This is a genomic window from Pseudomonas sp. A25(2017) (assembly GCF_002001065.1).
GTDB lineage: Bacteria > Pseudomonadota > Gammaproteobacteria > Pseudomonadales > Pseudomonadaceae > Aquipseudomonas > Aquipseudomonas kilonensis.
Map to the genome: position 1 here is coordinate 131,910 of NZ_MUOA01000068.1, position 20,672 is coordinate 152,581.

General features: G+C 61.5%; 22 protein-coding genes. 11 read left to right on the forward strand and 11 right to left on the reverse strand.

Annotation, left to right across the window (positions count from 1 at the left end; all coding sequences use genetic code 11):
- Nucleotides 1-65 precede the first annotated feature (65 nt).
- The 6 genes from glnA to ntrC all read left to right on the forward strand — a co-directional run bounded on the left by glnA (nt 66) and on the right by ntrC (nt 6,261).
- Nucleotides 66-1,472 carry a glutamate--ammonia ligase gene (gene glnA / locus B0E42_RS16915; protein WP_003186728.1) on the forward strand — a complete coding sequence of 469 codons (1,407 nt, stop codon included), beginning with the start codon at nt 66-68 and terminating at the stop codon, nt 1,470-1,472.
- Between the two features lie 124 nt (nt 1,473-1,596).
- On the forward strand, nt 1,597-2,160 hold the full coding sequence (locus B0E42_RS16920; protein WP_053178184.1) for a chorismate mutase: 564 nt from the start codon (nt 1,597-1,599) through the stop codon (nt 2,158-2,160).
- Nucleotides 2,161-2,353: 193 nt separating this feature from the next.
- A complete protein-coding gene (locus B0E42_RS16925) occupies nt 2,354-2,872 on the forward strand; it encodes a DUF4124 domain-containing protein (protein WP_018606666.1) in 519 nt (172 codons plus the stop codon).
- Nucleotides 2,869-3,489, forward strand: coding sequence for a DUF4124 domain-containing protein (locus tag B0E42_RS16930; RefSeq protein ID WP_077506891.1), 621 nt, complete (start codon nt 2,869-2,871; stop codon nt 3,487-3,489). The genes B0E42_RS16925 and B0E42_RS16930 overlap by 4 nt, the downstream gene beginning before the upstream one ends.
- A 253-nt stretch (nt 3,490-3,742) precedes the next feature.
- Complete coding sequence (glnL, locus tag B0E42_RS16935; protein WP_014336111.1) at nt 3,743-4,828, forward strand: nitrogen regulation protein NR(II); 1,086 nt, start codon at nt 3,743-3,745, stop codon at nt 4,826-4,828.
- Complete coding sequence (gene ntrC, locus B0E42_RS16940; RefSeq protein WP_014336110.1) at nt 4,825-6,261, forward strand: nitrogen regulation protein NR(I); 1,437 nt, start codon at nt 4,825-4,827, stop codon at nt 6,259-6,261. The genes glnL and ntrC overlap by 4 nt, the downstream gene beginning before the upstream one ends.
- Before the next feature lie 521 nt (nt 6,262-6,782).
- On the opposite strand, the gene B0E42_RS16945 is transcribed toward ntrC, so the two are convergent.
- Nucleotides 6,783-7,223: a hypothetical protein gene (locus B0E42_RS16945; protein ID WP_018606302.1), complete on the reverse strand. Its 441-nt coding sequence runs from the start codon at nt 7,221-7,223 to the stop codon at nt 6,783-6,785.
- On the opposite strand from B0E42_RS16945, the gene trmL reads away from it, so the two are divergent.
- Nucleotides 7,222-7,677, forward strand: coding sequence for a tRNA (uridine(34)/cytosine(34)/5-carboxymethylaminomethyluridine(34)-2'-O)-methyltransferase TrmL (gene trmL / locus B0E42_RS16950; RefSeq protein ID WP_003196848.1), 456 nt, complete (start codon nt 7,222-7,224; stop codon nt 7,675-7,677). The genes B0E42_RS16945 and trmL overlap by 2 nt on opposite strands.
- A gap of 171 nt (nt 7,678-7,848) precedes the next feature.
- Here the strand turns inward: trmL and secB are convergent, their stop codons facing one another.
- The 3 genes from secB to B0E42_RS16965 are packed head-to-tail and all read right to left on the reverse strand — an operon-like array spanning nt 7,849 to nt 9,041.
- On the reverse strand, nt 7,849-8,331 hold the full coding sequence (gene secB / locus B0E42_RS16955; protein WP_018606305.1) for a protein-export chaperone SecB: 483 nt from the start codon (nt 8,329-8,331) through the stop codon (nt 7,849-7,851).
- Nucleotides 8,332-8,371: 40 nt separating this feature from the next.
- Entirely contained in the window at nt 8,372-8,626 is a 255-nt protein-coding gene (grxC, locus tag B0E42_RS16960) for a glutaredoxin 3 (protein ID WP_014336106.1), read from the reverse strand.
- A 1-nt stretch (nt 8,627) separates the two neighbouring features.
- On the reverse strand, nt 8,628-9,041 hold the full coding sequence (locus B0E42_RS16965; protein WP_003196840.1) for a rhodanese-like domain-containing protein: 414 nt from the start codon (nt 9,039-9,041) through the stop codon (nt 8,628-8,630).
- Between the two features lie 152 nt (nt 9,042-9,193).
- Between B0E42_RS16965 and gpmI the strand changes: the two genes are divergently transcribed.
- From gpmI to B0E42_RS16985, 4 genes are all read left to right on the forward strand, one after another.
- Nucleotides 9,194-10,723, forward strand: a complete 1,530-nt coding sequence (gene gpmI / locus B0E42_RS16970; protein ID WP_053177678.1) for a 2,3-bisphosphoglycerate-independent phosphoglycerate mutase — start codon at nt 9,194-9,196, stop codon at nt 10,721-10,723.
- Between the two features lie 241 nt (nt 10,724-10,964).
- Complete coding sequence (locus tag B0E42_RS16975) at nt 10,965-12,257, forward strand: murein hydrolase activator EnvC (RefSeq protein ID WP_018606310.1); 1,293 nt, start codon at nt 10,965-10,967, stop codon at nt 12,255-12,257.
- Between the two features lie 32 nt (nt 12,258-12,289).
- Nucleotides 12,290-13,606 (forward strand): S41 family peptidase, encoded by a 1,317-nt coding sequence (locus B0E42_RS16980; protein WP_018606312.1) that lies wholly within the window; start codon nt 12,290-12,292, stop codon nt 13,604-13,606.
- Between the two features lies 1 nt (nt 13,607).
- Entirely contained in the window at nt 13,608-14,387 is a 780-nt protein-coding gene (locus B0E42_RS16985; protein ID WP_077506892.1) for a divergent polysaccharide deacetylase family protein, read from the forward strand.
- Between the two features lie 298 nt (nt 14,388-14,685).
- Here the strand turns inward: B0E42_RS16985 and B0E42_RS16990 are convergent, their stop codons facing one another.
- The 7 genes from B0E42_RS16990 to B0E42_RS17020 form a co-directional block, all read right to left on the reverse strand.
- Nucleotides 14,686-15,432 (reverse strand): ABC transporter substrate-binding protein, encoded by a 747-nt coding sequence (locus B0E42_RS16990; protein WP_018606316.1) that lies wholly within the window; start codon nt 15,430-15,432, stop codon nt 14,686-14,688.
- Between the two features lie 63 nt (nt 15,433-15,495).
- Complete coding sequence (gene hisF / locus B0E42_RS16995) at nt 15,496-16,266, reverse strand: imidazole glycerol phosphate synthase subunit HisF (protein ID WP_003196830.1); 771 nt, start codon at nt 16,264-16,266, stop codon at nt 15,496-15,498.
- 9 nt (nt 16,267-16,275) lie between these two features.
- A complete protein-coding gene (gene hisA / locus B0E42_RS17000; RefSeq protein ID WP_003196828.1) occupies nt 16,276-17,013 on the reverse strand; it encodes a 1-(5-phosphoribosyl)-5-[(5-phosphoribosylamino)methylideneamino]imidazole-4-carboxamide isomerase in 738 nt (245 codons plus the stop codon).
- A gap of 42 nt (nt 17,014-17,055) precedes the next feature.
- Nucleotides 17,056-17,310: a DUF2164 domain-containing protein gene (locus B0E42_RS17005; RefSeq protein WP_018606317.1), complete on the reverse strand. Its 255-nt coding sequence runs from the start codon at nt 17,308-17,310 to the stop codon at nt 17,056-17,058.
- Nucleotides 17,310-17,948 carry an imidazole glycerol phosphate synthase subunit HisH gene (hisH, locus tag B0E42_RS17010; RefSeq protein WP_018606318.1) on the reverse strand — a complete coding sequence of 213 codons (639 nt, stop codon included), beginning with the start codon at nt 17,946-17,948 and terminating at the stop codon, nt 17,310-17,312. The genes B0E42_RS17005 and hisH overlap by 1 nt, the downstream gene beginning before the upstream one ends.
- Nucleotides 17,948-18,541 (reverse strand): imidazoleglycerol-phosphate dehydratase HisB, encoded by a 594-nt coding sequence (gene hisB / locus B0E42_RS17015; RefSeq protein ID WP_003186751.1) that lies wholly within the window; start codon nt 18,539-18,541, stop codon nt 17,948-17,950. The genes hisH and hisB overlap by 1 nt, the downstream gene beginning before the upstream one ends.
- A 284-nt stretch (nt 18,542-18,825) precedes the next feature.
- Entirely contained in the window at nt 18,826-20,487 is a 1,662-nt protein-coding gene (locus B0E42_RS17020; RefSeq protein ID WP_018606324.1) for an OFA family MFS transporter, read from the reverse strand.
- Between the last annotated feature and the right edge of the window lie 185 nt (nt 20,488-20,672).

The following is a 20,672-nucleotide window of genomic DNA, read 5'->3' on the forward strand; positions in this document are numbered from 1 at the left end:
TTCGCGCCGGCATCACCCATATCTAAGGGCACTCCACTACCCGCCCGAAGCCACCCGGAGGACATATGTCGAAGTCGGTTCAACTCATCAAAGATCATGACGTCAAGTGGATTGATCTGCGCTTCACTGACACCAAAGGTACTCAACATCACGTGACCATGCCGGCCCGTGATGCGCTGGACGACGAATTCTTTGAAATCGGCAAAATGTTCGACGGTTCCTCCATCTCCGGCTGGAAAGGCATCGAAGCCTCCGACATGATCCTGATGCCGGACGACGAAACTGCCGTCCTGGATCCGTTCACCGAAGAGCCGACCCTGATCCTGGTCTGCGACATCATCGAACCTTCGACCATGCAAGGCTATGACCGCGACCCACGCGCCATCGCCCACCGCGCCGAGGAATACCTGAAGTCCACCGGTATCGGCGACACCGCTTTCTTCGGTCCTGAGCCTGAGTTCTTCATTTTCGACGAAGTCAAATTCAAGTCCGATATCTCCGGCTCCATGTTCAAGATCTTCTCCGAACAAGGTTCGTGGATGTCCGACCAGGACGTGGAAGGCGGCAACAAAGGCCACCGTCCAGGCGTCAAAGGCGGCTACTTCCCGGTTCCACCGTTCGACCACGACCACGAAATCCGTACCTCCATGTGCAACGCACTGGAAGAAATGGGCCAGACCGTGGAAGTTCACCACCACGAAGTGGCAACTGCCGGCCAGAACGAAATCGGCGTGAAATTCAACACGCTGGTCAAGAAGGCTGACGAAGTCCAGACCCTGAAGTACTGCGTACACAACGTTGCTGACGCCTACGGCCGCACCGCGACCTTCATGCCGAAGCCTCTGTACGGCGACAACGGTTCGGGCATGCACGTTCACATGTCGATCTCCAAGGACGGCAAGAACACCTTCGCAGGCGAAGGCTATGCTGGCCTGTCGGACACCGCCCTCTACTTCATCGGCGGTATCATCAAGCACGGTAAGGCCCTGAACGGCTTCACCAACCCGTCGACCAACTCCTACAAGCGTCTGGTACCTGGCTTCGAAGCCCCGGTCATGCTGGCCTACTCAGCTCGCAACCGTTCCGCCTCGATCCGTATTCCTTACGTGAACAGCCCTAAAGCCCGCCGTATCGAAGCGCGCTTCCCGGATCCGGCTGCCAACCCGTACCTGGCCTTCGCTGCACTGATGATGGCCGGTCTGGACGGTATCCAGAACAAGATCCACCCTGGCGACGCCGCTGACAAAAACCTGTATGACCTGCCGCCTGAAGAGGCCAAGGAAATTCCACAGGTGTGTGGCAGCTTGAAAGAAGCCCTGGAAGAGCTGGACAAGGGCCGTGCCTTCCTGACCAAGGGCGGCGTATTCAGCGATGACTTCATCGACGCTTACATCGCACTGAAAAGCGAAGAAGAAATCAAGGTTCGCACCTTCGTACACCCACTGGAATATGAGCTGTACTACAGCTGCTAATCCAGTAAGCGCCGCCACGCACGGCGTGCAATAAAGAAAGGCCTCCTTCGGGAGGCCTTTTTTATGGGCGCCAGTTACGTGCATGATGCCCCGTCGCCCCCCCCCATAGAAGACGAGACTGTCCATGACTTTGCGCTTCAAACTCTGCCTTGCCCTGTCAGCCGCGCTGCTGGCCACCACCGCCGAAGCCGCCTCGACTCACGCCCCCGAGGCCCTGACCCCGCTGCTTAACGCCATTGGCGAACGCCTGGCCCTCGCCGATCAAGTGGCCCTGAGCAAATGGGACAGCCATAAACCGGTAGAAGACCGTCAGCGCGAGCGTGAAGTCATTGCCGCGGCTGTCGCCCAGGCGCCGGCCTACAAGCTGAGTGGCGAAACCGTGGAAGCGTTTTTCGCCGCCCAGATAGAAGCCAACAAAATGGTGCAGTACATCAACTTGTCCGACTGGGCCCAGGAAGGTAAGGCCCCGGACCTCCCGCGCCCGGACCTGGTGGGACAGATCCGCCCGCAACTCGACCGGTTGCAAAAACGCCTGCTGCAACAACTGGCCGACTTCGCCCCCTACCGCACCGACCCGCAGTGCCCGCAATGGCTGGCCCGAGCCACCCACCACAACAAGCAGCACCCGGTGCACCGCCTCGCCCTGATCCGAGCGACCGGAGAGCTGTGTACCTCCACAAAAGCTTAAGACAGCCTACCTCCCCTTGTGGGAGCGGGCTTGCTCGCGAATGCGGTGTGTCGGACACACAGATGTCGACTGATACACCGCTTTCGCGAGCAAGCCCGCTCCCACAGGAGGCGCATGCAACACAACAACTTGGGCCAACCATCCGCCCTGGCCTATGCTGCACCCATCACTTTTCGTTTTCGGTCGATTTTCCATGGGTCGCGGCTTTTCAATCATCCTGTTGTTGCTGCTGGCACTGCCCGCCGCCGCGCAGATCTACAAGTACACCGACGCCGACGGCAACACCGCCTACAGCAACCAGCCGCCCCAAGGCGTACCGGCCCAGACGGTGGAGTTGCCGCCGCTCAACAGTATCGAACGCCAATCCCCGGCCAGCCCGGACACACCGCCAGCCCCCGCCAACAGCGACGAGCCGCGCAATGCCTACGAGGCACTGGAACTGACCGACATCCCCACCGAAGAAGCCCTGCGCGCCAACAACGGCACCTTCACCGTTGGCGTGCGGGCGCAACCGCGCCTGCGCAGCCCTCACCTGTTCCGGCTGCTGCTGGACGGCCAACCCTATGGCCAGCCGACCAACGTACCGCGCCTGCAATTGGTGAACATCGATCGGGGCGAGCACAGCCTGGCGGTGCAAGTCATCGACGGGGACACCCTCGTGCAACAAAGCGAAACCGTCACGTTCACCGTGCAGCGGGTGCACCAGCCATGATCCGCTGGCTGCTCGCGCTTAGCCTGGCACTGGCGGCGCTGCCTGGGGTGGCGCAGGTCTACACCTACATCGATGCCCAGGGTAATCGCGTCTTCACCGATCAGCCGCGCCCCGGCAATGCGAAGAAAGTCCAACTGCCACCCGGCAACCGGATGCCAACGCCCCCGGGCACAACAACGGCGCCCACCGCCGAAACCCGGCCCGAGCCGCTGTTTCATTACGAAATGCTCCGACTGTTGATACCCGAGCCGGACGCGACGATACGCAGCACCGCAGGCGAACTGATCGTCAGCGTCACCAGCGAACCCGGCCTGAAAAAAAGCCACCGCTACCGCCTGCTGCTCGACGGCCAGCCGACGGGGGCGCCGGGGCCGAGCCCGGTGTTTGCCTTGAGCAACATCGATCGAGGCACCCATCACCTGGCGGTAGAAATCCTCGATGAGCAGGACCGCATCGTCGAACGCACCGCCAACCAGCCCTTCCATATGCAACGCATGTCCCTGGCGCAAAAGCGCCGCATCAAGCCCTGCACCACGACCGACTACGGTCAACGCCCCGAATGCCCCCTCGCCGAAAAGCCTGAAGAAGAAAAAAGCAGCATCCTGCCGTTCTTCTGACGTCACTCAGGACTGCGCACTATATTGGTGCAATACATTGCACACTACTCAGATCCCAAACCCATTTTGGTTCGAAAGTACCCGTAAAAGCTGGCTGAATGCCACGCAACCGGGCGAAAAACACCTTTTTGAGGCTCTAAACGCTTCTTTTCGGAGCCTTGGTTTGTTTTTTGCATTTTCCTTGTAACAGCGCATTAATCGCGCGCGCAATTTGGGACCGGTCCCGAGTTGCTACGCTCCAAAAGAGGTCCTGATGACCATTAGCGACGCACTACACCGCTTGCTGCTCGACAACCTCACCACCGCGACCATCCTGCTCGACGCCGAACTGCGCCTCGAGTACATGAACCCGGCGGCGGAGATGCTCCTGGCCGTCAGTGGCCAGCGCAGCCACGGGCAGTTCATCAGCGAGTTGTTCACCGAATCCACCGAAGCGCTCAACTCCTTGCGCCAGGCGGTGGAACAGGCCCATCCGTTCACCAAGCGCGAAGCGATGCTCACCGCGCTGACCGGCCAGACCCTGACCGTGGACTACGCGGTTACGCCGATCCTGAACAACGGCGCCACCCTGCTGTTGCTGGAAGTCCACCCGCGTGATCGCTTGCTGCGCATCACCAAGGAAGAAGCGCAATTGTCCAAGCAGGAAACCAGCAAGATGCTGGTGCGCGGCCTGGCCCACGAGATCAAGAACCCCCTCGGCGGGATTCGCGGCGCGGCGCAGTTGCTCGCCCGCGAACTGCCGGAAGAAAGCCTCAAGGACTACACCAACGTCATCATTGAGGAAGCCGACCGCCTGCGGAACCTGGTGGACCGCATGCTCGGCTCGAACAAGCTGCCATCGCTGGCGATGTGCAACGTGCATGAGGTGCTGGAGCGCGTCAGCAGCCTGGTGGAAGCGGAAAGCCAGGGTTGCATCACACTGGTGCGCGACTACGACCCGAGCATCCCCGATGTCCTGATCGACCGCGAGCAGATGATCCAGGCCGTGCTGAACATCGTGCGCAACGCAATGCAAGCCATCAGCAGCCAGAACGAGCTGCGCCTAGGCCGCATCAGCCTGCGTACCCGCGCCATGCGCCAGTTCACCATCGGCCACGTGCGCCATCGCCTGGTGACCAAGATCGAAATCATCGACAACGGCCCGGGCATCCCTGCCGAGCTGCAGGAAACCATCTTTTTTCCCATGGTCAGCGGCCGTCCGGACGGTACCGGGCTGGGCCTGGCCATTACCCAGAACATCATCAGTCAGCATCAGGGCTTGATCGAGTGTGAAAGCCACCCCGGCCACACCACCTTCTCGATCTTCCTGCCACTGGAACAAGGAGCCACATCGACATGAGCCGTAGTGAAACCGTGTGGATCGTCGATGACGACCGTTCTATCCGTTGGGTCCTGGAAAAAGCCTTGCAACAGGAAGGCATGACCACCCAGAGCTTCGACAGCGCCGATGGGGTGATGAGTCGCCTGGCGCGTCAGCAACCGGACGTCATCATCTCCGACATCCGCATGCCGGGCGCCAGCGGCCTGGACCTGCTGGCGCGGATTCGCGAACAGCATCCGCGGCTGCCGGTGATCATCATGACCGCCCATTCCGACCTGGACAGCGCCGTGGCGTCCTACCAGGGCGGCGCTTTCGAATACCTGCCCAAGCCATTCGACGTCGATGAAGCCGTGTCGCTGGTCAAGCGCGCCAATCAACATGCCCAGGAACAACAGGGCATGGAAGAGGTGCCGGCCCTGGCCCGTACCCCGGAAATCATCGGCGAAGCGCCGGCGATGCAGGAAGTGTTTCGCGCCATCGGGCGCCTGAGCCACTCCAACATCACCGTGCTGATCAACGGCGAGTCGGGCACCGGTAAAGAACTGGTGGCCCACGCCCTGCACCGTCACAGTCCACGGGCGGCATCGCCGTTCATCGCGCTGAACATGGCGGCGATTCCCAAGGACCTGATGGAGTCCGAGCTGTTCGGCCACGAAAAAGGGGCATTCACCGGCGCCGCCAATCTGCGGCGCGGGCGCTTCGAGCAGGCCGACGGCGGCACGTTGTTCCTCGATGAAATCGGCGACATGCCGGCGGACACCCAGACCCGCTTGCTGCGCGTACTGGCCGATGGCGAGTTCTATCGGGTCGGCGGGCATACGCCGGTCAAGGTGGACGTGCGCATCATCGCCGCCACCCACCAGAACCTGGAAACCCTGGTTCACGCCGGCAAATTCCGTGAGGATTTGTTCCATCGCCTGAACGTGATCCGCATTCATATCCCGCGCCTGGCGGACCGTCGAGAAGACATCCCGACCCTGGCCCGGCACTTCCTCAGCCGCGCGGCCCAGGAACTGGCGGTCGAGCCCAAGCTGCTCAAGAGCGAAACCGAGGAATACCTCAAGAACCTGCCGTGGCCGGGCAACGTGCGTCAGCTGGAGAACACCTGCCGCTGGATCACGGTGATGGCTTCGGGCCGCGAAGTGCACATCAGCGACCTGCCGCCGGAGCTGTTGAGCCTGCCGCAGGATTCAGCCCCGGTGACCAACTGGGAGCAAGCCCTGCGCCAGTGGGCTGATCAGGCCCTGGCCCGTGGCCAGTCGAGCCTGCTGGACAGCGCCGTGCCCAGCTTCGAGCGGATCATGATCGAGACCGCCCTCAAGCACACCGCCGGTCGCCGCCGCGACGCCGCCGTGCTGCTGGGCTGGGGCCGCAATACCTTGACCCGCAAGATCAAGGAATTGGGGATGAAGGTTGACGGTGGGGATGATGATGACGGGGATGAGGGCTGAATAGCCTTTAGCTCTTCGCTGATCTTGAAGGCCAATCGCGAGCAGGCTCGCTCCCACAATGGATTTTCGGTGTTCGCGAGCGCGTGAACACCACTGAACCTTGTGGAAGCGAGCCTGCTCGCGATGCTTTTAAAAGCTTTGTGCACCGCATCAATGCACTGCGAACCGCAATTGCGCATGCACAACGAGCCAAAACCATCGACCCCGTTCGAAAAAAACCGCACAAATAAAAACAAAAGCCCCGGAATACGGGGCTTTTCGCATCACCAGCGGTCTTTTTGTGACAAGCCATTTAAAACTGGCACGCCCCCTGCAATAACTCAATCACTACCCAGTTTCGGGGACCTTGGTACAGGCAGGCCGGGGATTCCCCATTTTATACCGGGCTCATCGAGCCCACTGTTTTGGGGGCCTTGATACAGGCAGGTCAAGGTTTCCCTTCTTTACACCAGGGCTGGACCTTCGCGGTAAGCCCTCCCGTTTTGGGGACCTTGGTACAGGCAGGCCGGGGATTCCCTCTTTTATTGCTCCTGGAGACGGACCTCCAGCCGCCAGCGGTCATCGACCTCGCTGGCGGTCCACGCCCCGCGCAGCGGACGCGCAGCCACCAGCGTCAGCAACAACCCCTTGTCACTCAAACGCACCCGCCAGTTCACGTCCTTGCCGTTGAGCTTCAACTGGCCGTTCTGCGATCGACCTTCTGCTTCGAACAACAACGCCACCGAGCCGTCGATGACTTCCCCGTGCAACTTGGGTTCGTTATTGAACCAGGCCACCACGCCACCGTCGGTCACCTCGACCTGCTGCAGCACGCTCGGTTCGGGTGTGGTCAGGCGTCCGATCATCAGCCCGACCATCACGCCGACGATCGCCAACGAGCCCATCACCCGAGGCATTAGCTTCGAACGTTTATCGGTTTGCGGCGTAGAATGCCGCTCATCTTTATCTGCGGAGCCGTGCATGTTTCACGTCATCCTTTTTCAACCGGAAATTCCGCCGAATACCGGCAACGTCATCAGGTTGTGCGCCAACAGCGGCTGCCACCTGCATTTGATCGAACCGCTGGGCTTCGACATGGACGACAAGCGCCTGCGCCGTGCCGGTCTCGACTACCACGAGTATGCCACCTTGCAGCGTCACGCCGACCTTGCCAGTTGTCTGGAGAGCCTGGGGCATCCGCGCCTGTTCGCCTTTACCACCAAGGGTTCGCGGCCGTTCCATGACGCCAGCTTCGTCGCCGGTGATGCGTTCCTGTTCGGCCCGGAAAGCCGTGGCCTGCCGGCCGAGGTGCTGGACGCCCTGCCCGCCGACCAGCGCCTGCGCCTGCCGATGCGCGAAGGCTGCCGCAGCCTGAACCTGTCCAATACCGTGGCAGTGGCGGTTTATGAAGCGTGGCGGCAGAACGGCTTCGCCTGAGCCCTTCCTGTCAGCCAAAAACACCTGTGGGAGCAAGCCTGTGGGAGCAAAGCTTGCTCGCGATGAGGTCGACACGGTTCAACTGCAAAACCGCGTCATCGTTCATCGCGAGCAAGCTTTGCTCCCACAGAGCTCGCTCCCACAGGGTTTGTGCCGGGCTGGCAGCGCCGTTTACTGAACGGTCACGCCGCCTTCTTGCTGCATGCGCTGCAGTTCTTGCGCATACAGGGCATCGAAGTTCACCGGGGCCAGCATCAGGGCCGGGAACGAGCCGCGGGTCACCAGGCTGTCCAGGGTTTCGCGGGCGTACGGGAACAGGATGTTCGGGCAGAACGCACCGAGGGTGTGGCTCATCGAGGCCGCATCCAGGTTCTTGATCAGGAAGATCCCGGCCTGCTGCACTTCGGCGATGAACGCCACTTCGTCACCGTTTTTCACGGTGACCGACAGGGTCAGCACCACTTCGTGGAAGTCATCTTCCAGGGCTTTCTGGCGAGTGTTCAGGTCCAGGCCTACACTCGGCTCCCACTGCTGGCGAAAGATCGCCGGGCTTTTCGGGGCTTCGAAGGACAGGTCACGTACATAAATGCGCTGCAAGGAGAATTGCGGTGCGGCTTCTTCTTCGCTGGCAGCTGTGTTCTGTTGGTCAGTCATCGCAGATCCTTCTTACTTTCAGGTTCTTTCAGTGGGAAATTCAGGCCTTGAGCAGTGCGTCGAGCTTACCGGCACGCTCCAGGGCGAACAGATCATCGCAACCGCCCACGTGGGTGCTGCCGATCCAGATCTGCGGCACGGACGTGCGCCCGGCCTTCTGGGTCATTTCGGCGCGCAGTTGCGGCTTGCCGTCGACCTTGATCTCTTCGAAGGCCACGCCTTTGTTCTGGAGCAGGAACTTGGCTCTGGAGCAATAGGGGCAGTAATCGCTGGAATAGACAACAACGTGGGGCATTTCACTTCACCAGGGGCAGATTGTCGGCTTTCCAGCTCGCCACACCACCGGACAGCTTGGCGGCGGTGAAACCGGACTTCATCAGCTCGCGGGCGTGGGTGCCGGCGTGCTGGCCTTGGGCATCTACCAGGATCAGCGTCTTGGCCTTGTGTTTTTCCAGCTCGCCGATACGGGCGATCAGTTTGTCCTGGGGAATATTCACCGCCCCGACAATGTGGCCGGCGGCGTAGTCCTTGCTCGGGCGGATGTCCACCACCACGCCGGCATCCTTGTTGACCAGCGCCGTCAGCTCGGCGGTACTGAGGCTGCGGCCGCCGCCCTGCATCGTATGGGCTACCAGCAACGCCAGCAGTACGACGAAGATACCGACGAGAATGTAGTGGTTAGTGGCAAATTCAATCAGGTGAGCAACCATCGAAGGAGGTTCCAGGGCGTTAAAATGTCGGCCAGTATACACAGCACACAAGGCCGGCCAAACCCCGCCCGGCGGTGACGCCGTCGGAACTTACCTTTAAACTGCCCGTCCCTTTTCCATCGTCTTCTTTTAACCCGCCACGAGTGGATTCCATGACTACCACGCCTAAACCTTTGGTCCTGATGATTCTCGACGGCTTCGGTCACAGTGACAGCCACGAATCCAACGCCGTGTATTCGGCCAACAAGCCTGTGCTGGACCGTTTGTGGGCCACCGTGCCCAACGGCCTGATCTCCGGCAGCGGCATGGACGTCGGCCTGCCGGACGGGCAGATGGGCAACTCCGAAGTCGGCCACATGAACCTCGGCGCAGGCCGCGTGGTGTATCAGGACTTCACCCGCGTGACCAAATCGATCCGCGACGGTGAATTCTTCGAAAACCCGACCATCTGCGCCGCCGTGGATAAAGCCGTGGCCGCTGGCAAGGCCGTGCACTTCATGGGCCTGCTGTCCGACGGTGGTGTGCACAGCCACCAGGACCACCTGATTGCCATGGCCGAACTGGCCTTCAAGCGCGGCGCCGAGCAGATCTACCTGCACGCGTTCCTCGATGGCCGCGACACCCCGCCGAAAAGCGCCACGTCGTCGATCGAACTGCTGGACGCAGCGTTCCAGGCACTCGGCAAGGGGCGCATCGCCAGCCTCATTGGCCGCTACTACGCCATGGACCGTGACAACCGTTGGGACCGCGTGTCCCAGGCCTACAACCTGATCGTCGACGGCAGCGCCGATTTCAACGCCGCCACCGCCCAGGAAGGCCTGCAAGCCGCCTACGAGCGCGGCGAAAGCGACGAATTCGTCAAGGCCACCACCATCGGTGAGCCGGTCAAGGTTGAAGACGGCGACGCCGTGGTGTTCATGAACTTCCGCGCCGACCGCGCTCGCGAACTGACCCGCGTGTTTGTCGAGGACGACTTCAAGGCGTTCGAACGCGCTCGCCAGCCGAAACTGGCCGGTTTCGTGATGCTGACCCAATACGCCGCCAGCATCCCCGCGCCATCGGCCTTCGCCGCCGGCAGCCTGGAAAACGTGCTGGGCGACTACCTGGCGAAGAACGGCAAGACCCAACTGCGCATCGCCGAGACCGAAAAATACGCCCACGTGACGTTCTTTTTCTCCGGCGGCCGTGAAGAACCCTTCCCGGGCGAAGAACGCATCCTGATCCCCTCGCCAAAAGTCGCCACCTACGACCTGCAACCGGAGATGAGCGCGCCGGAAGTGACCGACCGCATCGTCGAGGCCATTGAAAACCAGCGTTACGACGTGATCGTGGTCAACTACGCCAACGGCGACATGGTGGGCCACAGCGGCGTGTTCGACGCGGCGGTCAAGGCCGTGGAATGCCTGGACACCTGCGTTGGCCGCATCGTCGAAGCCCTGGAAAAGGTCGGCGGCGAAGCACTGATCACGGCCGACCACGGCAACGTCGAGCAGATGTCCGATGAATCCACCGGCCAGGCCCACACCGCCCACACCACCGAGCCGGTGCCGTTTATCTATGTCGGCAAGCGTGATTTCAAGGTCCGCGACGGCGGCGTGCTGGCCGACGTGGCACCGACCATGCTGATGCTGCTGGGCATGGAGCAGCCGGCGGAGATGACCGGGACGTCGATCCTGGTCTGATTGATCCATCAATCACCGCAAACCCTGCGGGAGCAAAGCTTGCTCGCGATAGCAATCTGACAATCTACATTTTCGTTGGATGTGCCGACGTCATCGCGAGCACGCTTTGCTCCCACAGGGGTTTGGCGGGAAATAAGCGCCCTGCACCACTCCAGTTATCACACAGCCCCAAATGGGCGTTTTTTTTGCAGCGTGGGGCGGGCATACTAGGCCGTCCCTTTCCCTGGTGTCGCCCGCCTCTATGCTTCGCGTCCTGATAGCCCTCGCTCTGACCTGCCTGCTCCAACCGGCCTTTGCCGACGAGCGCGCGCAAACCCAACAACAGTTGGAAGCCACGCGCCAGGACATTGCCGAGCTGAAAAAGCTGCTGGGCAAGTTGCAGGAAGAGAAATCCGGCGTGCAGAAAGACCTGCGCGGCACCGAGACCGAGATGGGCAATCTGGAGAAACAGGTCGAGGCCCTGCAAAAAGAGCTGAAGAAAAGCGAATCCGAGCTGCAACGACTCGATGGAGAGAAAAAAAAACTCCAGAGCGCGCGCACTGAACAGCAAAAGCTGATCGCCATCCAGGCCCGGGCCGCCTACCAGAACGGTCGCCAGGAATACCTCAAGCTGCTGCTCAACCAGCAGAACCCCGAGAAATTCGCCCGCACCCTCACTTATTACGATTACCTGAGCCAGGCACGCCTGGAACAGCTCAAGAGCTTCAACGAAACCCTGCGCCAACTGGCCAATGTCGAAAAAGACATCGAACTGCAGCAAGCCCAGTTGCTGGTGCAGAAAAGCAGCCTCGACACCCAGCGCGAAGAACTCGAGAAGGTCCGCAAGGAACGCCAGGTGGCCCTGGCCAAGCTCAATGACGATGTGAAGGCTCGCGACAGCAAACTCAAGGCCCGCGAGCAGGACCAGGCCGAACTGGCCAATGTGTTGAAAACCATCGAAGAAACCCTGGCCCGCCAGGCCCGAGAGGCGGAAGAAGCGCGCCAGAAAGCGCTGATCGCCCAGCAGGAAGCCGAAAAAAAGCGTTTGCGTGAAGCCCAGGCCGACGCAGACGCCGGCGACGCACCGCGCAAACCGGCAAAATCCAGCCCCGGCGCACTGGTTTCCAGTGACGGAGAAACCTTCGGCGGCGCTTTTGGTTCGGCACGAGGCAAACTTCCATGGCCGGTCAATGGTCGACTGCTTGCGCGCTTTGGTGAAACCCGCGGCGACGACACCCGCACCAAGTGGGACGGCGTGATGATCAGCGCCTCCGCCGGTAGCCAGGTGCATGCCGTGCATGGCGGGCGCGTGGTCTTCGCCGACTGGCTGCGCGGCGCCGGCCTGCTGGTGATCCTGGATCACGGCAACGGTTATTTGAGCCTGTACGGCCACAACCAGACGCTGCTCAAGTCCGCGGGGGATGTGGTCAAGGCCGGTGAGTCCATCTCCACGGTCGGTAACAGTGGCGGGCAGGATACGCCAGCACTGTATTTCGCTATTCGTCAGCAGGGTCGCCCCAGTGACCCGACCCAATGGTGTCGTGCGCAAGGATAAGCGCGCCCATCCTATTAAGGAGTTCGTTCGACATGCTGCATTTGTCCCGCCTTACCTCGCTGGCCCTGACGATCGCCCTCGTGATCGCTGCGCCCCTGGCTTTCGCCGCCGAACCGGCCCCGTCGGCACCCGCCGCCACAGCCGCGACCACCAAGGCCCCGCTGCCGCTGGACGAACTGCGCACCTTTGCCGAGGTCATGGACCGGATCAAGGCCGCCTATGTCGAACCGGTGGACGACAAAGTACTGCTGGAGAACGCCATCAAAGGCATGCTCAGCAACCTTGACCCGCATTCGGCCTACCTGGGGCCGGAGGATTTTGCCGAGCTGCAGGAAAGCACCAGCGGCGAATTCGGCGGCCTGGGCATCGAGGTCGGCAGCGAAGACGGTTTTGTCAAAGTGGTTTCGCCGATCGACGACACACCCGCTTCCAAGGCCGGCATCCAGGCCGGTGACTTCATCGTCAAGATCAACGGCCAGCCGACCCGCGGCCAAAGCATGACCGAAGCCGTGGACAAGATGCGCGGCAAGATCGGCCAGAAGATCACCCTGACCCTGGTGCGCGACGGCGGCACGCCGTTCGACGTGACCCTCACGCGAGCGGTCATCCAGGTCAAGAGCGTGAAGAGCCAGTTGCTGGAATCGGGCTACGGCTACATCCGCATCACTCAGTTCCAGGTCAAGACCGGCGAAGAAGTCGCCAAGGCCCTGGCCAAGATGCGCAAGGACAACGGCAAGAAGCTCAACGGCCTGGTCCTGGACCTGCGCAACAACCCCGGTGGCGTGCTGCAATCGGCAGTGGAAGTGGTGGATCACTTCATCACCAAGGGCCTGATCGTCTACACCAAGGGGCGCATCGCCAATTCCGAGCTGCGCTTCTCGGCCACCGGCAACGACCTGAGCGAAGCCGTGCCATTGGTAGTGCTGATCAACGGCGGCAGCGCCTCGGCATCGGAAATCGTCGCCGGCGCCCTGCAAGACCAGAAGCGTGGCGTGGTCATGGGCACCACCAGTTTCGGCAAGGGCTCGGTACAGACCGTCTTGCCACTGAACAACGACCGCGCCCTGAAGATCACCACCGCGCTGTACTTCACGCCCAACGGCCGCTCGATCCAGGCCCAGGGCATCGTCCCGGACATCGAGGTGCGCAAGGCCAAGATCACCAACGAGCAGGACAGCGAATACTTCAAGGAAGCCGACCTGCAAGGTCACCTGGGCAATGGCAACGGCGGTGCCGACAAGCCGACCGGCTCAGGCGCCAAGGCCAAGCCAATGCCGCAGGATGACGACTATCAGTTGGCCCAGGCCCTGAGCCTGCTCAAAGGGTTGAACATCACGTCCGGCCGCTGAGATGGGCCTGCGTTTTACCTTCGTCCTGCTGTGCCTGCTGGCGGGGGCCGTTAACGCGGCGCCCGCCACACCCTCTTCGCCGCACAAGGCGTACCTGAGCCTGATCATCGATGACCTGGGGCAAAACCTGCCTAGGGATCGCCGGGTACTGGCCCTCCCCGGCCCGGTCACCGCCGCGATCATGCCGGACACACCCCACGCCGCCGAATTCGCCCGCGAGGCCCATCGCGCCGGCAAACTGGTCATGCTGCACATGCCCATGGACCCGGCCACCGGGCCGTTCGCCTGGCATCCTGAGCTGCCCGCCGAAGAACTGGGCAAGCGCCTCGACGCCGCCTTCGCGGCAGTGCCCTACACCAGCGGGATCAACAACCACATGGGCAGCCGCATGACCGCCCAGCCCCAGGCCATGGCGTGGCTGATGGCGAATTTGCAGCAGCGCCACAAGTTTTTCGTCGACAGCCGCACCAGCGCCCAGACAGTCGCCGCCGCCGAGGCGCAGAAGATCGGCCTCGCCAGCGTGTCGCGGGACGTGTTCCTGGACGACGAGCGCACCGAAGCCGCCATCGCCCAGCAACTCCAGAGCGCCATCGACCTGGCCCGCCGGCAGGGCTCGGCCGTGATGATCGGCCACCCCTACCCGCAGACCCTGGCCGTGCTCGAACGCGAGCTACCCAAGCTCAAGGCCCAGGGCATCGAATGGATCGACATCAAGTCGATGATCAGCCTGCGCAGCAATCGGGCGATGGTCGGGCATGGGAAGGATGGGGTTTATCGGTAGCGGCGACCGCGTTGCCTTCATCGTCGGATCGCCGCCCGGAGCAAGCTCGCACACAGTGGTTCTGCATCGGGCACAAGATTTGTATTCACAGCAGATCCCTTGTGGGAGCGAGCCTGCTCGCGATGAAGGCTGCACATTCAACATCTCTGCAAGCTGATCCACCGCATTCGCGAGCAGGCTCGCTCCCACATTTTGATCTGTGGTGAAGGCAGTATTTATGAACACCCGGATACCTGTGGGAGCGAGCTTGCTCCGGGCGGCGATCCGACGATGGCGGCGGCACAGTCCTGCACAGCGCTCAGAGATACCGCGCCATGATCGCGTCCACTTCACCTTCCTTGCGCAATTCATCCAGGGCCTTTTGAAGCCGGGCAACCACGTCGTCAGGCACGTCCTTGTTCAAGGCCAGGTACAGCTCGGCACTGTTGAATCGCAGCACGGTCTTGAGATCGTTCACCCCTTCCTGACGCGCCAGGTACCGCCCGGCAGGGTCGCCGGTGGCCCACAGGTCGATCTGGCCGTTGACCAGTTTCCGGGCGTTGTCCTGATCGCGCAACACGACAATCGGGTTCAGCCCTTGCTTGGCCAATGTCTCGGCAATCGCGTCGCCCTTGTAGGCACCGACCTTGTATTGGCGCGCCTGCTCCAGCGAGCCTAGGGCGATCTTGCTGTCGGCCTTGGCGAGCATGATCCAATCATCCGGGCCGATCGGGCCGACCCATTTGAAAAGCTTTTCACGCTCCGGCAACCGCGCCATGACAAACACACCGTAGCCAGGGTTTTCCAAGGCGAGTTTGTAGATGCGCTCCCAGGGGAAACGCAGCGTCAGGCTGTAGGAGATATCGGCACGCTTGAATATTTCGCGGACGATGTCCGCGGCAATGCCATGGATGTTTTCGTCCTGGGCGAAGTTCTTGCCGTTCTTGGCCATGTTGTACGGCGGGAAGTTTTCCGTCAGTAACACCAGCGATGTTTCAGCGGCGCGGACGGTACCGGCGAGCAGCAGCGTGGCACCGGCAAAGGCAAGAACGAGGCGTTTGAGCATGTCGGGCTACCGCAATCCATGGTGTGCCCAAGAGTGCCTTGGGCCCGCCATGGTGTCCAGCAGTCAGCGAATGCAGATACCGCGATGCGCCATGTAGGCCTTGGCTTCCGGCACGGTGTATTCGCCAAAGTGGAAAATGCTCGCCGCCAGCACCGCGCTGGCATGGCCTTCGAGGATGCCGTCGGCCAGGTGTTGCAGGTTGCCGACGCCGCCGGAAGCGATCACCGGAATGCCCAGGGCATCGCTGATGGCGCGAGTGACGCCGAGGTCGAAGCCGTTTTTCATGCCGTCCTGGTCCATGCTGGTCAGCAGGATTTCACCGGCGCCCAGGCCTTCCATCTTCTTCGCCCACTCGACGGCGTCGAGGCCCGTGGGTTTGCGCCCGCCGTGGGTGAAGATTTCCCAGCGCGGGGTTTCGCCCGGGCCGGAGACCTTCTTCGCATCGATGGCCACGACGATGCACTGCGAGCCAAAGTGCTGGGCCGCTTCGCCGACGAATTCCGGGTTGAACACCGCCGCGGTGTTGATCGACACCTTGTCGGCCCCGGCATTGAGCAGGTTGCGGATGTCTTGCACGGTGCGTACGCCACCGCCCACGGTCAGCGGGATGAACACCTGGCTGGCCATGCGCTCGACGGTATGCAATGTGGTATCGCGGCCATCGACGCTGGCCGTGATGTCGAGGAAGGTAATCTCGTCCGCACCCTGTTCGTCGTAGCGACGGGCGATTTCCACCGGGTCGCCGGCATCACGGATGTTCTCGAACTTGACGCCCTTGACCACCCGGCCGTTGTCCACGTCCAGGCAAGGGATGATGCGTTTGGCCAGCGCCATGGTGAGTCCTCAGCCTTTATAGGTATCGCAGAAGGCCTGGGCCTCGGCGACGTCCAGGGTGCCTTCGTAGATCGCGCGACCGGTGATCGCACCGATGATGCCCGGCGCCTTGGCGTCGAGCAGCGCCTTGATGTCACCCAGGTTGTGGATGCCACCGGAAGCGATGACCGGGATCTTCGTCGCGGCAGCCAGGGCGGCGGTGAACGGGACATTGCAGCCCTGCATCATGCCGTCTTTGGCGATGTCGGTGTAGACGATGGCAGACACGCCGTCGGCTTCGAAACGCTTGGCCAGGTCGATCACCTGCACGGTGCTGACTTCAGCCCAGCCGTCGGTGGCGACAAAACCGTCTTTTGCGTCCAGGCCAACGATGACTTTGCCCGGGAAGGCGCGGCACGCTTCAGCAACGAACTCGGGCTCTTTCACGGCCTTGGTGCCGATGATCACGTAGCTCACGCCAGCCTTGACGTAATGTTCGATGGTTTCCAGCGAGCGAATGCCGCCGCCGATCTGGATCGGCAGGTTCGGGTAGCGCTTGGCAATGGCCGTGACCACTTCGCCATTGACCGGCTGCCCTTCGAAGGCACCGTTCAGATCGACCAGATGCAGGCGACGGCAGCCGCCCTCCACCCACTTGGCGGCCATGCTCACCGGGTCATCGGAAAACACCGTGGAGTCTTCCATGCGGCCCTGACGCAGACGTACGCAAGCGCCGTCCTTGAGATCGATAGCGGGGATAATCAGCATCTGGCAAACCTTCAAATACGAATATTCAGCTTGGCTCGAAAATCAGTTTTTCTCGAGCGCCCACAAGTCGCTTTCAATGCTTTCGAACCTTTCTTTAAGGTGCGTCTGCACATCGAAAATCGCCCTGTTGTAATAGTGCGGAGCAATTTCGCGGGTAAACAGGTCAAGAATTTCCGCCGCTTCGAACGAGCCCAGGTCCAGCTCGAAACGGTCCTCCATGAACCGCTGGATCTTGCGGTTCGCTTCACTCTCCTGCTCGGGCGTGAGGGTGAGGATCGGCGGTTTCTTGCGGGCCATTACCAGCGCCCGTCCCACGCGGCGAAGTTCTGCAACAGCTGCAGGCCATGGGTATGACTCTTCTCGGGGTGGAACTGCACGGCGAAGCGCGAACCATCGGCCAGGGCCGCGGCGAAATCAACGCCATAGTGACCGCTGCCCACCACCTGCCGCGCATTGCCGGCGGCGATGTAGTAGCTGTGCACGAAGTAGAAGCGCGCCAGGTCCGGGATGTTGTGCCACAGGGGGTGATCCACCGTCTGCTTCACTTCGTTCCAGCCCATGTGCGGGACTTTCAGGTGCTCGCCGTCTTCATGCAGGCCCTTGCCGAAAAACTTCACCTGGCCTGGAAACATGGAGATGCAATCGACGCCGTCGTTCTCTTCGCTGCGCTCGAGCAAGGCTTGCATGCCCACGCAGATGCCAAGGAACGGACGGTCCTGGCTGACTTCGTGCACCAGCTTGTCGAAGCCCAGGCGACGAATCTCGGCCATGCAATCGCGAATCGCACCGACGCCGGGGAACACCACCCGGTCGGCTTCGCGAATCACGTCGGCATCGCTGGTGATCAGCACCTTGCCAGCGCCCACGTGCTCGAGGGCCTTGGCCACCGAGTGCAGGTTGCCCATGCCGTAGTCGATTACCGCGACCGTCTGCATTACAGGACGCCCTTGGTGGAAGGCATCTGGCCGGCCATGCGGTCATCGAGCTCGACGGCCATGCGCAGGGCGCGGCCGAAAGCCTTGAACACGGTTTCGATCTGGTGGTGGGTGTTGTGCCCGCGCAGGTTGTCGATGTGCAGGGTCACGTTGGCGTGGTTGACGAAGCCCTGGAAGAATTCCTGGAACAGGTCAACGTCGAAGCCGCCGACGGTGGCACGGGTGTACGGCACGTGCATCTGCAGGCCCGGACGACCGGAGAAGTCGATGACCACGCGCGACAGCGCTTCATCGAGCGGCACGTAGGCATGACCGTAGCGACGGATGCCCTTCTTGTCGCCGATGGCTTTGGTAAAGGCCTGGCCCAAGGTGATACCGACGTCTTCCACCGTGTGGTGGTCGTCGATATGCAGGTCGCCCTTGCTGACGATGTCCAGGTCGATCAGCCCGTGACGGGCGATCTGGTCCAGCATGTGCTCAAGAAAAGGTACACCGATATCAAACCGGGCCTTTCCGGTGCCATCCAGGTTGATCGAGGCTTTGATCTGGGTTTCCAGAGTGTCGCGCTCGACAGACGCCTTACGTTCGGCCATCACCAGCTCCGCAAAATCATTGGGCGAAAAAGGCAGCCATTATAGGGGCGCGAGCGGCAAACAGAAACACAAGAGGTGACATCACTGACGGGCTGAATCCCGGGCTGTCGGTGATAGACATGTCCATACAAGCTTTCAAGGTCACCCAAAAGCAAATGTGGGAGCGGGCTTGCTCGCGAAGGCGGCGTATCAGTCGACATCATCGTTAACTGACACACCGCATTCGCGAGCAAGCCCGCTCCCACATTTAGGGTTGCCCTGGCCTGACGGTCAGGGCAACGGTCTTAGCGGAACAACACCGCCGTCTTCTGCAGGGTCACCCACACACCCCACGCCAACGGAATGCCCACCACCAGCCAGGCGGCGATCGCCAGGGACTTGGTGCCCGGTGCGGCTTTCCACTCCAGCGAAGTGCTGCTGTCGGCGCCTTTGTCATGGCCCAGCGCCTGTTCGGCGGCCAGTTCGGCATCGGTCATGAAGTACTTGTCGGCGACCGGACGGACCATCAGGTTGCAGAGGAAGCCCAGCACCAGCAGGCCGGCGAGGATGTACAAGGTGATGTCATAGGCCGCGGCACGTTCAACACCGATGCTCAGTTGATATTCACGCAGGTAGTTCACCAGTACCGGACCCAGCACGCCTGCCGCCGCCCAGGCAGTCAGCAGACGACCGTGGATTGCACCGACCATTTGCGTACCGAACAGGTCCGCCAGGTAGGCCGGCACCGTGGCGAAACCGCCGCCGTACATCGACAGGATGATGCAGAACGCCGCCACGAACAGCGCGACGCTGCCCAGGTGACCCAGGTTCGGGATCAGCGCGTACAGGGCAAAGCCCAGGGCGAAGAACACGAAATAGGTGTTTTTACGACCCAGGTAATCCGAGAAGGAGGCCCAGAAGAACCGGCCACCGATGTTGAACAGGCTCAACAGACCGGTGAAACCCGCCGCGATGGCCGCGATCTGGCCCAGTTGCACGGCGTCCAGCTGACCGAAAGGCAGGTCATTGCCGAGCAACTTGCCGCCGAACACTTCCTGCAACAGTGGCGAAGCCATGCCGAGGATGCCGATACCGGCGGATACGTTCAGGCACAGCACCAGCCATACCAGACGGAACTGCGGGGTTTTCCAGGCAACGTTCACGTGAACGTGGCGATGGGTGATCATCGCGTTCGCGGCTTTCTTCGGTGCCGGGGTCCAGCCTTCAGGCTTCCAGCCGGTCGGTGGAACGCGGTACGACAAGGCGCCACCGATCATGAACACGAAGTAGATCGCGGCCATGACCAGGAAGCTCTGCCATACGCCCACGCCGGTTGGCGAAGCGAAATGGTTCATCAGCGCCGCGGCCAGCGGAGCACCGACCATCGCACCACCGCCGAAGCCCATGATCGCCATGCCGGTCGCCATGCCGCGCTTGTCCGGGAACCACTTGATCAGGGTCGACACCGGGGAGATGTAGCCCAGGCCCAGGCCGATACCACCGATCACCCCGGAACCGACCCACATCAGCCAGATCTGGTGGGTATAGATACCCAACGCGGAAATCAGCAGGCCACCGCACCAGCACAATGCCGATACAACGCCGGCCTTGCGTGGCCCGGCGTGTTCCAGCCAGCCGCCCCAGATGGCTGCCGAGCAACCCAGGAAGATGAAGAACAGGGTGTAGATCCAGCCGAGCATCGAGATCGGCCAGTCGCATTGGGACGAAAAGACTTGCGAGATGAAACTCATATCCGGTGCACAGGCCACAGGCTTGGTGACACCCAAGGCTTTGGACAGTGGCAACCAGAACACCGAGAAGCCATAGGCCATGCCGATGCAGAGGTGAATGGCCAGTGCGGCCGGTGGAACCAGCCACCGGTTGAAACCGGGCTTGGCGATGATACGTTCCTTGGAGAGGAACGCTGGCTGGTCGGCGATGCCGTCTGCCGTGATGCTCGTGCTCATTGTGTATCCCCCAATTATTGGAATGATCCGTCAGCCACGCCTCACCCTCAGCCTTCATTGCACGCAGGCATGGCTGTATTTTCTGGTGAGGCTCCATAGTGTGCGACATCAAGTCGCAGAAGGACGGACGAACGGGCAAAGGTTACCATTTGCTCGCGGCAGAAAAACCAAAGTGATATCACCTT